At 63.0% G+C, this 11,959-nt stretch carries 6 protein-coding genes; 5 read left to right on the forward strand and 1 reads right to left on the reverse strand.

The window, feature by feature from the left end; genetic code table 11:
* Positions 1-35 precede the first annotated feature (35 nt).
* The 4 genes from ACQY7R_RS17375 (at position 36) to ACQY7R_RS17390 (ending at position 8,732) form a co-directional block, all read left to right on the forward strand.
* A complete protein-coding gene (locus ACQY7R_RS17375; protein ID WP_428306833.1) occupies positions 36-995 on the forward strand; it encodes an efflux RND transporter periplasmic adaptor subunit in 960 nt (319 codons plus the stop codon).
* A gap of 194 nt (positions 996-1,189) precedes the next feature.
* Entirely contained in the window at positions 1,190-3,445 is a 2,256-nt protein-coding gene (locus ACQY7R_RS17380) for a biotin/lipoyl-binding protein (RefSeq protein WP_428306834.1), read from the forward strand.
* Positions 3,446-3,618: 173 nt separating this feature from the next.
* On the forward strand, positions 3,619-4,590 hold the full coding sequence (locus ACQY7R_RS17385; protein ID WP_428306835.1) for an NAD(P)-dependent oxidoreductase: 972 nt from the start codon (positions 3,619-3,621) through the stop codon (positions 4,588-4,590).
* 260 nt (positions 4,591-4,850) lie between these two features.
* Positions 4,851-8,732, forward strand: coding sequence for a hypothetical protein (locus ACQY7R_RS17390; RefSeq protein WP_428306836.1), 3,882 nt, complete (start codon positions 4,851-4,853; stop codon positions 8,730-8,732).
* A gap of 167 nt (positions 8,733-8,899) precedes the next feature.
* Here ACQY7R_RS17390 and ACQY7R_RS17395 read toward each other — a convergent pair whose 3' ends face one another.
* Positions 8,900-10,297 (reverse strand): glucose-6-phosphate isomerase, encoded by a 1,398-nt coding sequence (locus ACQY7R_RS17395; RefSeq protein WP_428306837.1) that lies wholly within the window; start codon positions 10,295-10,297, stop codon positions 8,900-8,902.
* A 411-nt stretch (positions 10,298-10,708) separates the two neighbouring features.
* Here ACQY7R_RS17395 and ACQY7R_RS17400 point away from each other — a divergent pair, with 411 nt between their 5' ends.
* Positions 10,709-11,929 (forward strand): 2,3-bisphosphoglycerate-independent phosphoglycerate mutase, encoded by a 1,221-nt coding sequence (locus tag ACQY7R_RS17400; protein WP_428306838.1) that lies wholly within the window; start codon positions 10,709-10,711, stop codon positions 11,927-11,929.
* Positions 11,930-11,959 lie beyond the last annotated feature (30 nt).

An 11,959-nucleotide genomic window follows, 5' to 3' on the forward strand; every position in this document is an offset into this window, starting at 1 on the left:
CAGGGACCACTGACTACTGACAAACGGAGTATCCAATGTCATCTTCCCTCCTCGTGATTCTGGCTCTCTTCGCTCAAGTGGCAGAGATGCCGACATATCGGCTCGGTAATCAAGAGCGGGTCGACGCCAATGGCGACCCCGTCTTCAGCGGCGCGTCGATCACGGCCGAGGAAGACTCGATCATCTCCGCCGAGGCTGAAGGGACGCTCGTCAAACTAGCGGTAAAGGAAGGCGACCGCGTTGGCCAGAAAGGCGTGCTGGCGACAATCGACGAACGTCTGGCACTAGCGCAAGTCGATGCCGCCAAGCTGACGCTCGACGCCGCCACGGAACGGGCGAACGATAAAGTTGAAGAACAGTATGCGATCCTGGCCCGCGACGTCGCCGAAGTTGACTGGAAGAAAGACGTCGCCGCCAATACCGATCAGCGCAACGCCGTGACCGACATCCAGATCCTCCAGAAGAAGCTGGTCTTCGATCGTTCGAACCTGCAAATCGATAAAGCCCGGAAGGATCAAATCATCGCCAAAAAGGAAGCGGCTGTTAAAAGCGCTGAATTAAAAGTCGCCGAGATTGGTCTCGACCGCCGCATCATCAAGGCCCCGTTCGAAGGCGAAGTCCAGCAGCTCTTCCAAAAGGAATCGCAGTGGGTCAATCCGGGCGATCCGATTTTGCGGCTCGTGAAGTTCGACGTTCTCCGCGTGGAGAGCCGCGTCGATGCTAAGAAATTCGACCCCTCCGAACTCGCGGGCAAGCCCGTGACCGTCAGCGTCCGACTCGCCCGCGATCGCCAGGTGACGCTGCCGGGCCGAGTCACGTACGTCAGCCAGACGGTGAATCCTGTGAACCAGGAGTACTTGGTTCGCGCCGAGATTCAGAACAAGCGCGAAGGCGACTACTGGCTGGTACGACCGGGGTTGTTTGCTGAGATGACGATCCACGCCAGCCAGCCGGCGCAGCCGCAAGCCCGCGGCATCGCGGCGCCAGCGAAGTGACCTCGGCGCGCAAACCTCGTCCCACGCTCCGCGTGGCGACGCGCGTTCCGCCGCTCCGCGGCATGTATTTGAACCAACCAACAATTCAACAAGTTGAATGACGCAGAGCGTCGAATCCAACGTTCCCACGCGAAGCGTGGGAACGAGATTCCGCCACCGATCACAGATCACCAGTCACCGATCACGTCCTCCCCATGCCCACCCTTGCCGACAGCATCGTCTCTAGCTCGTCGCGCAAGCTCACGATCCGCGCTCGCCCCGACCTGAAGTTTCGCAAGCAGCGCTACCAGGGCCGCACCTACTGGGTTGTGAAAGATCCGGTCGGGTTGCAGTATTTCCGCTTCGAAGAGGAAGAGTTCGCGATCCTGCAGATGCTTGACGGCAAGTCGAGCCTCGACGACATCGCCCAGCAATTCGAAGCCGAATTCCCGCCGCAAACCATCCGCGTCGAAGAACTGCAGAACTTTATCGGCATGCTCCACAAGAGCGGCCTCGTGCTCTCCGACGCCACCGGCCAAGGCTGGGCGCTCAAAGAACGTCGCGACGAAAAGAAACGCCGCGAACTGCTCGGCGCCCTCAGCAACGTGATGGCGTTCCGCATGCGGGGCATCGACCCCGAGCGGCTGCTGAACTGGCTCTACCCGTACGTGCGCTGGTTCTTCACGCCAGCGGCGACGATCGGCGCGCTGATGCTCGCCGCGGCGGCTCTGTCGCTAGTGATCGTTCAGTTCGACATTTTCAAGTCGCGACTGCCTGACTTCAATTCGTTCTTCTCTGCGCAAAACTGGCTGGCTCTGGCCATCACGCTCACCGCGACGAAGATTCTCCACGAGTTCGGCCACGGCATGTCGTGCAAACATTTCGGCGGCGAGTGCCACGAGATGGGCGTCATGTTTCTGGTGATGACGCCGTGCCTGTACTGCAACGTCTCCGACTCGTGGATGCTCCCCAATCGTTGGCATCGCGCTGCGATCGGCGCGGCAGGGATGTACGTCGAAGTCTGCCTCGCGTCGATATGCACCTTCATTTGGTGGTTCAGCCAGCCGGGGCCGCTGAATTACTTCTGCTTGAACGTGATGTTCGTCAGCTCGGTGAGCACGATCATGTTCAACGCGAATCCCTTGCTCCGTTACGACGGCTACTACATCCTCAGCGATATCCTCGAAATCCCCAACCTGCGGCAGAAGGCGAGCACAATCCTCAACCGCAAGCTCGGCAAATGGTGTCTGGGGCTCGAAGAGCAGGAAGACCCGTTCCTTCCCAAGCGTCATCAGGCGTTGTTCGCCCTCTACACCATCGCCTCGGCCCTCTACCGTTGGGTGGTCCTCTTCTCGATTTTGTTTTTCTTGAATAAGGTGTTCGAGCCGTATGGCTTGAAGGTGCTGGGGCAAGCGCTCGCGATTGCCTCGATCTACGGCATGTTCGTCATGCCAGCGATGGCCGTCTGGAAATTCTTTCGCGTCCCCGGGAGGTGGAGCAAGGTGAAGCGGGTTCGACTCTACATCACCTTGTCGCTGCTGGCCGGCATCGTCGCGTCGCTGTTCCTCGTTCCGCTGCCGATGCACGTAATGTCGCCCTTCGAACTGCAGCCCTACGACGCCGAGAACGTCTACGTCGAAGTCCCCGGTCGACTCGTGAAAATCGGCGTCAAGTCTGGCCAGCACGTAAAAAAGGGCGACTTGATCGCCCAACTCGAAAACCTCGATCTGGAAATGGAGATCGCCCGCCTCCAAGGCGAACGCGCCGCACTCGAAACGGAAATCGAAAATCTCGATTCGCTGCTTTACCAGCCGTCAAAGGCCGACAAGGCCGCGGGCGACTACGACACTGCACGCAAGAAGCTCGACGGCGTGATTCGCGAGCTCGCCCAAAAAGAAACCGACCTCACGCGGCTCACGATCGTCGCGCCGCGCGACGGCGTCGTGATCCCGCCGCTCCGCACGCTCCAACGCCCCCGCACCGATGCCGCCGAGCTTCCCCAGTGGACCGGCACCCCGCTCGACGAGCGCAACATCGGCTCCAGCCTTTCGCCGCAAGGTCAACAAAATCTCATCTGCATGATCGGCGATCCCAATGAATGGGAAGCGGTGATGATCGTCGACCAGGACGACAGCGATCTCGTAAAGGATGGCCAGGAAGTGCAGCTGATGTTCGAAGAATCGGCGTACCATGTGTTCAAGACGCAGATCTCCAGCATCAGCGGCGAGCATGTCACCGCCGCGCCAACGCGACTCGCCAGCACCAACGGCGGCTCCCTCGCAGCCCAGCAGAACCCCGACGGCTCGATCAGCCCGCTGAACACGTCGTTCCAGGTCACCGCCCGGCTCAATAACGCCCAGGACTTGCTCAACAACGGCCTCACCGGCGCCGCCCGCATCGACGTCGCCCCCAAAACGGTCATCCAACGCGTCTGGCGGTACCTGTCTCGAACGTTCAACTTCGAGCTTTGACCGGCGGAGTCTTCCGTGATGCGGGAATTTCTCTCGCAGAGGCGCAGAGCCGCAGAGGAACGGGCTCTGGCCGGTTAGAATTGTCAGAGGACATGATCGCTTGCGTTGGACCACGCTAGTTTTGTTCAGCGATCCACTCTGCGCCTCCGCGCCTCTGCGAGAGATTTTTCTGCATGCTAGACGTCTATTTCTACGAAGCGTTTGAAGAAGAAGCCGAAGCTCTGCGCCGGTTGCTCCCCGCGTCGTTCACGGCCGGCTACACCGATCTCACCATTCAGGAAGCCGGCCACGCCACGCCGCCGGCCCGGGTGATCTCGGTCCGCACGCAGTCGATCCTCCCGCTCGCGTGGGCGCCCGAGCTGCAGGCGATCATCTCGCGCAGCACCGGCTACGATCACCTCACGGCCTACGCCGCCGCGACGCAGGCGCCAGTCGCGCTCGGCTACTTGCCGCTTTACTGCCATCGCGCCGTCGCCGAGCAGGCGATGCTGCTCTGGATGTCGCTCCTACGCCGCTTACCCGTGCAAATGCGACAGTTCCACGACTTCCATCGCGACGGCATCACCGGTTTTGAATGCGAAGGCCGCACCTTGGCGGTCGTCGGCGTCGGGCACATCGGTCGCGAAGTCTGCCGCATCGGCGCCGCGCTCGGCATGCATGTCGTCGCCGTTGACCGCGCCCCGACGCACGCCGACGTGAACTACGTCTCGATCGAGGAAGCGCTGCCGCAGGCCGACGTGCTGGTCTGTGCGATGGATCTCAACGCCTCGAACCACGGCTACTTCAGCGCTGCTCAGTGGAAGCAGGTGAAACGCGGCGCGGTCTTCGTCAACGTCTCCCGCGGCGAGCTGAGCCCCTCGGCCGAACTCGTCGCCGCGCTCGACGCCGGCCAACTGAGCGCCGTCGGCATGGACGTTTATAACCACGAGTCGAAGCTCGCCGTCGCCCTCCGCACGAAGCAGCCCTCCGACGACGCCGAGGTACAAGCCACGCTGGAACTCGCCCGCCGCGACGACGTCATCTGCACGCCGCACAATGCGTTCAATTCGTTCGAGGCAGTCGAACGGAAGAGCGACCACTCGGTGCAGCAAATCGTCGCCCTCCGCGACACGGGCAAGTTTCTCTGGAACGCCCCGGTCGGTTAAGCACACCGGTTTTAGACTGTCAGCCTGATCGGCGATTTCTGAGTCATTCCGAGCGAAGCGAAACATCTAGCACCGCTCGATTGGTCTAGATCCCTCGCTCCGCTCGGGATGACAGCTACACGCTCAGTAGCTACTCGCCCAGCAGTTGCTAGCACCCGAGCCGCCCAACTCGCCTAGGACGCCGCGACCGCTGCGCCTAGAATCCGTTCGCCCGCGCCGGCGCCCGTTGCGCTCGCGCGCCTTCATTTCCAGGCGAACCCATGGCCAGACGGCGACGACTCACCGACGACGATCAGCTCGACGTGGACGAACTTCCCTCGTCGCGTCGCGCGCGACGCCGCCGCGGCGGTCGTTGGAAATTTCTCTCCGTCCTCGGAGCCCTGATCGCTCTGGCCGTCGCGGCGCCGACGATCATCGCCAATTCGCCCCTCCGCAATTCCCTTCTTGCCAAAGCAGTTCCAGCGACGGTCGGCAGGCTCACGGCTCGCGACGCCGTATTCTCGTGGACCGGCAGCCAAGCCCTCGGCGGCGTCGTGTTCATCGACGCCAAGGGAACGCATCAGTTTGAAGCTGAAAGCATCCAGACGAATCGTTCGCTGATCGGCTTCCTCTCGAACGCCAACGCCTTAGGCAAGATCACACTCACGCGCCCGGTGCTCCACGTTGAAACTCGCGACGGCGGCAGCAGCGTCGAAGACCTCGTCGCACAAATCGCCGCGGCAGCTGTCCAATCAGCGCAAGAGTCGGGCGGCGGCCCCAGTGCGCCGAAATCATTCGAAGTCGAAATCGTCGACGGCATGCTCGTCGGCCACGACCTCGCGACCGGCCAGCAGTGGCAAGTCGTCGGCCTCGCGGCCACGGCAAAACCGCTCCCCTCCGCCGGTTGGGACGTCGTCGCCGACGGCGTCATGCGGCTTGGCCCCCCTGCCACCGCCGGCCTGCCTGCGCCCGCTGCAGTAGCCGACCAAGCGGGTCGCTTCAAGTTTCACCTCGCACCCGCGGCGCCCGTCAACGGCGCTCCGGCGACCAACAGCCAGACGATGCAGCTGATCGCCGATCGCCTGCCGCTTGCGCCGATCGAGCCGTGGCTCGCGCGGGTGCTGCCCGGCGCTAAGGTCACTGGTGACGCTTCTGCCGACCTCAACGTCGCGTGGGCGTTGCCGCCAGTCGATCCCACGGCGCCGGTTGCTGCGAACAGCGTGATGGCCCCCGGCGGTTGGGTGGCCGCGAAGGGAAACATCGACGCCGCGAATCTCCGCTTCACCGCCGTCGCCCTCTCGGGTGACTTGCTCGAACTCGCCAGCACCGCGATCAAGCTCGACGCGACGCTCGCTGGCGACCGCCTCACCGCTCGCAATTGCACCGCCAACGGCGACTGGCTGCAGGCGCAACTCAACGGCGAGTTCAACCTGCAAGAGATTCAACAGCTCAGTCTGAAGTCGCTCCCCACAAGCGACGCGACGATCACCGCCCGTGCCGAGTTGCCGCAACTGACGCGGATGCTGCCTCGCACGTTGCGCCTTCGCCCCGGCGTGCAGGTCGACGCCGGCAGCATGGAAATCACCGCCCGCAGCGAAAAGACTGGCGCCAGCCGCACCTGGACGGCCGCGGCCGCGCTGCAAAACCTCGTCGGTACCGACGGCCAGCGCCCCATCCGCTGGACGAAACCGTTTGAAGTCGGCGTCGACGCCATTGAGACCGCCGCTGGCCCGCAGCTCCAGCGGGCGTTGCTCCGTTCGACCTTTGCCAGCGCCACCGCCGACGGCACGTCGGGCGGGCTCGAAGGCAACCTCGAATTCAATCTCGCCGAACTCGCCGAAGAACTCGGCCAGTTCCAAGATCTCTCCGCGTGGCAATTGCAGGGCACTGGTTCCGGCAAGTTTTCGATCCGCGACACTGGCGCCGATCGCTTCGCCGCCGGCGCCGAACTCGACCTGCAGCAAATCGACGTTCGCCGCGCGGGCAAGGTCGTCTGGAACGACCCGCAAGTTCGCGTCGAAATCCAAGCTGACGGTTCGCGACTGCAGTACCAACCACAACGGATCGACAAAGCGACTCTCTCGGTCATCGGTCCCGACGACCGTCTGGCCGCCGAACTGCTCGAACCGATCAATCTCGCCGACGCCAACCGCTCGTGGTTCGTGAAGATCAGCGGCAACGGCCCGCTCGAACGCTGGGCCGGCCGGTTGCGGCCATGGGTCGCCGGCGTGCCGGAACAACTCGCCGGCCAATCGACTATCGACGCCCAACTCCGCGCGGCGCCGGGATTGCTGCAAGTCGACCAATCGCAGTTTAATGTCAAAGAATTTGCCGCGCAGGTCGGCACGACGCGAATCGTCGAGCAAGAAATCCAAGCCGCCGGCGACTTCCGCTGGGAAGCCGCCACGCGCCAGTTCACCTCAAAGGCATATCAACTCAGCAGCAGCTCAATCGCTTTCGGCACGCGAGAAGTCTCCGTCCAGTTCGCCGACGTTGGCCCGCCGACCGCCCGCGGCGAGGTCGCGTTCCGCGGCGATTTCGATCGCATGTCTGCGTGGGGCGATTTGCTTGGCGGCCCAACCAGCGACGGCGTCCGGCCGCGCGGACAGTTCGAAGGGCTTTTGCAGCTCGCCAGCGACGCTCAACGCGCGACCGCCACGATTCGCGGTTCGTCGGCTCCGTTCCAGTTGGTCAACGCCGCCGATGGCTCGCTTGCTTGGAACGAACCCCGCATCGACTTCGCCACGCAAGCGTCGTACACCAACGCCGACGATCGGCTGCAGTTGAGCGACATGCACGTCACTGGCAAGACAATGAAGCTCGACGGCGGCGGCTCGATCGACCAACTCCGCACGGCCGGCCTCGTGAAGGGCGACATCAACTTTACCTACGACGCCGCGGAACTAGCTCGCCTGCTAACCGCGTACCTCGGCCCGAACATTCAGATCACCGGCGCGAACCAAGCGAAGCTCGTCGCCAATGGCCAGCTGTACGCTTCCGCCTCCCCAGCCTCGCCGGGAGGATCCGGGGGAGCGATTCCCGGCGTTCCCATTCCGACGAACGGTTCCGGCGAAGCATTCCCCACCACGCCGCCGCTCAACAACGCCAACGAGTGGAACGGATCGGCCATGCCGATCTCAACCACCGTTGCCGCGCCTACCGCGCTGCCGATCTCCACTGCTCCGCTCGCCCACTGGTCACGTCGTTGGACGCTCGACACCGCCACCGGCTGGAGCGCCGCGAACGTCTTCGGCCTGCCCATCGGGCCGGCCCAGCTGAACGCCAAGGTTCAAGACGGGCAAGCGAACTTCACGCCGTTGCAACTCACCGTCGGCGAGACGGGCCGCGTCAGCCTGACGCCGCGCGTGCTGCTCGATGCGAATCCGCAGGTGCTCGAGTTGGCGTCCGGGCAAACGATTTCGAACGTCGCGATCTCGCCCGAAGTCAGCGAGCGGATGCTCAAGTACGCCGCCCCGATTATCGCCGGCGCCGCGCGGACGGAAGGTTCGTTCTCGTTCTTCCTCAACGAAGCTAAAATTCCGCTCCGTCAACCGAAGGCCGGCCGACTCGATGGTCGCCTGACCGTTCACAATCTCGCCGTGACGCCGGGCCCGATGATTCAAAACATCGCCGTGCTCATTCAGCAGATCGACGCCCTCAGCAAGAACAGCCAGAACATCGGCCAGAATCTCACCGATAACCTGAACCAGGGCCTCGGCAATATCAACCAAGGGATCGGCGGCATCATTGGCGCCGTCGCCCCGAATCGGGCGCCGACCGCCACGGCCGAGCCGATCAAAGGCCTGACGATGAGCGAGAAGGCGATCGACGTCACGATCGTCGACGGCCGCGTCTATCACAAGAATCTCGAGTTCCTGATCGACGACGTCCCGGTCCGCTCGAACGGCTCGGTCGGCTTCGACGAAACGCTCAACATCGTCATCGAGGTGCCGATCCAACAAAAATGGGTCGGCAGCAAGCCGGCGCTGCAGTCGCTCGTCGGCCAGGTGATTCAGATCCCCGTCACCGGCACGTTCGCCAAGCCCCAAGTCGACAACCGCGCGGTCGGCAGCTTCGTCACACAAGCGGCTCAACAAGCGGCGGGCGGTATCATCGGCGAAGAGCTGAACAAGGCCTTCGATAAGATTCTGAAGCCGCGGTAAAGATCTCTCGCAGAGGCGCGGAGGCGCAGAGAACAGCAGCAAAGAGGCACAAAAGACGCGAGAAGAGCGAACTTGCTCTCCCTTTTGTGGGTTTTGCGCCTCTTCGCGGCTATCAAGGAATTTCCTCTGCGCCTCCGCGCCTCTGCGAGAGATTTCTTAGCGGACGATCAGCGCCGCAGGATCGCGTTCATATTCTTCTTATAAGCCTCAACCCCCGGCTGGCCGTAGGGATTGATGCCGATGAGCCGCCCCTCAACCACCGTGGCGAGCATCATGAACTGGAAGAACTGCCCCAGCGTGTACTCGTCCAGCTGCGGCAAGTGAATGTCCGCCGTCGGGCGATTCGCTTCGCGGTACGCCTGGTTTGTTCCCTCGATCGCAGCCGCGAGCACCTGCAGAATGCTCTTCTCCGCGAGTTCGTTCAGCCCGTCCTGATTGCGATCGCTCGAGCCGATCTTGATCGCTCCGCGGCTCGGGGTATCGACGATCAAGTTCGTGATCAGCTTGTCGCGGGCGCCCTCCTGGTGCTGCTGCCCGCGACTGTGAAGATCGCGGGTGTTTACCACAGTGAGCGGCAACGCGCCGACTTCGTGCTTGCCGAGACTCTCGGCCAGCAACTGGTCGTACCACAGGCCGGCCGCTTCGAGCCGCTTGCCCCACGTTGAGAGGATGCGGGTGTAGCAGCCGCGCAGCTCTTCCATCAGGTGGCAGACGCCGACGTACTGCAGGACGATGTTCGTCGCCGGGCCGTTGTTGCGGAAATGTTCGTTCATCGCCGCGGCGCCCATCAGCAGCCGTTCGATGTCGAGTCCCAACAGCGCCGCCGGCATCAAGCCAACCGCCGAGAGAACCGAGAATCGTCCACCGACGCCGTCGGGAACTTCAAAGACTTCTTTGCAGCCGAGGGCCTTCGACAGTTCGAACAACTTGCCGCTCGTCCCGGTCACCGGGATCACATACTTGGCGATGTCGCCAGCGTCTTTGCCGAGCGACGCCGTCAGGTCGTGCAGCAGAATGCGGAACGCGGCCGCCGTTTCCAGCGTGCCGCCGCTCTTGCTGATGCACACCAGGCCCCACTGATCGCCGCGGCTTTGCAGCAGCCGTTGCAGGTCGAGCAGCGCGTCGTTGTCGACGTTGTTCCCTTCGAAGTAAATCCGCGGCCGGCCGCGACGCATCGCCGGCTCGACTTCGTTGTAGTACTGGTGGCAGCACGCCTCGAGCAGCGCCCGAGCGCCCATGTACGAACCGCCGATGCCCAGCACGACGACGCTCTGGGTCTCGGCGCTCAAACGATCAGCCGCCGCCTTAATACGGGCCAACTCGCTCTTCGCGCCATGCGAGCGGAAGTCGCCCAGCAACCGATCGGGCAGTTCATGGAACCCCGCATCGAGCGGATTCTTCTCGGCCGAAGGTTCAACGCCGTCGGCCCACAGCTGCGCGTCGGCGAGCACTTCGTCGCGAGCTTCATCCAGATGTCCCGCCAGGTCGGCCAATTGCGCTGGCGTGATTCCGTGCTCCGGCAAAAACACCCCGCTCGGGTCGTACGAAATGAGTTGATCGGCCATTACGGATTTCCTTACTTATCTGAATGAGCTGTCAGCTTAGTGAGCGACGTTGGAGCTTGGATTAAACCACAAAGGCGTGAAGACACGAAGGACGCACGAAGAAACAAAGATTTCACCACCGCTGATGAACGCTGATGGGACGCCAATGAATATCAGAACTCTTTTTCAATTAGCGTCATATCAGCGTCAATCAGCAGCGCCCCGCCGAAACTTCTAACTCGTCCTTCTGCTTTTTCCTTCGTGCGTCCTTCGTTTCTTCGAGCCTTCGTGGTTCGCATTTCGCCCGAAGGATTCCCCATATCCTCCCCATCCCCGCCCCCCCGGCAAGTGCCCCTGCCCCCGGTCGCAGCCGCCCGTTAAAATCACGGGTTCGCTGTTTCCTCACACCCTCCAGCCGATAGTCTGCCCGCCATGGATACCCACGCCCTCACCCGTCAGCTTTTCGTCAAGAACGACTCGAAGATCGTCATGTTCGTCGCCGACGGCCTGGGCGGCCTGCCGCAACAACCGGGCGGGCTCACCGAACTCGAAACCGCGAAGACCCCCAACCTCGACAAGCTCGTTCGCGAAGGCGTCTGCGGCAGCAGCATCCCCGTCGCGCCCGGCATCGCCCCCGGCAGCGGCCCGGGCCACCTCGGCTTGTTCGGTTACGATCCGATCACTTACCTCATCGGCCGCGGCGCCCTCGAAGCGACCGGCATCGGCTTCAAGCTTGAAGAAGGCGACGTCGCCATCCGCGCGAACTTCTGCACGCTCGACGCCGCCGGCAAAATTAGCGACCGCCGCGCCGGTCGCATCGCCAGCGAAGAGTCCGCACCGCTCGCCATCAAGCTGCGTGAAGTGAAGATCCCCGACGTGCAGATCTTCGTCGAGCCGGTGAAGGAACACCGCTTCGTCGTCGTCCTCCGCGGCACCGGCGCCAACAAGGGCAAGCTCGGCGACTTCGTGCACGACACCGACCCGCAAGTCACCGGCGTCCCGCCGCTCGACCCCGTCGCCGGCAACCCGGAGAGCGAAGCGACCGCGAAGATCCTCAAGGAATTCGTCCGCCAGGCGCAAGAACTCCTCAAGGCCGAGAAGAAGGCCAACGGCTGCACCCTCCGCGGCGTCGCCAGCAAGCCGAGCATCCCGAGCTACGAAGAGGTCTACGGCCTCCGCGCCGCCGCCATCGCCGTCTACCCGATGTACAAGGGCCTCGCCCAACTCGTCGGCATGGACATCCTCGGCCACGCGAAGACGCTCGACGAGCAAATGCAAGTCCTCAAAGAGAACTGGGATAAGTACGACTTCTTCTTCATCCACTTCAAGTACACCGACAGCACCGGCGAAGACGGCAACTTCGACGCGAAGGTGAAGCGGACCGAAGAATTCGACGCCGCCGTGCCGAAGATCATGGCCCTCAAGCCGGACGTGTTCATCGCCACCGGCGACCACAGCACGCCGAGCATGCTCGCCAGCCACAGCTGGCACCCGGTGCCGACGCTGCTGTGGGCGAAGAACTGCCGCACCGACGGCGTCGAACAATTCGGCGAACGCGACTGTCTACGCGGCGGGCTGGGGCAATTTGAGGCGAAGCACCTCATGACGCTGGCGCTGGCGAATGCCGCGCGGTTGGGCAAGTACGGGGCGTAGGTTGGGCGCCTACAATGTGTGAGCCACGGC

The organism is Lacipirellula sp., assembly GCF_965279485.1.
Taxonomy (GTDB): domain Bacteria; phylum Planctomycetota; class Planctomycetia; order Pirellulales; family Lacipirellulaceae; genus Lacipirellula.

Excerpts from the sequence above, each read along its gene's own strand:
- ACQY7R_RS17375 (WP_428306833.1), top strand. The coding sequence starts at position 36 with ATGTCATCTTCCCTCCTCGTGATTCTGGCTCTCTTCGCTCAAGTGGCA.
- ACQY7R_RS17380 (WP_428306834.1), top strand. The coding sequence starts at position 1,190 with ATGCCCACCCTTGCCGACAGCATCGTCTCTAGCTCGTCGCGCAAGCTC.
- ACQY7R_RS17385 (WP_428306835.1), top strand. The coding sequence starts at position 3,619 with ATGCTAGACGTCTATTTCTACGAAGCGTTTGAAGAAGAAGCCGAAGCT.
- ACQY7R_RS17390 (WP_428306836.1), top strand. The coding sequence starts at position 4,851 with ATGGCCAGACGGCGACGACTCACCGACGACGATCAGCTCGACGTGGAC.
- ACQY7R_RS17395 (WP_428306837.1), bottom strand. The coding sequence starts at position 10,297 with ATGGCCGATCAACTCATTTCGTACGACCCGAGCGGGGTGTTTTTGCCG.
- ACQY7R_RS17400 (WP_428306838.1), top strand. The coding sequence starts at position 10,709 with ATGGATACCCACGCCCTCACCCGTCAGCTTTTCGTCAAGAACGACTCG.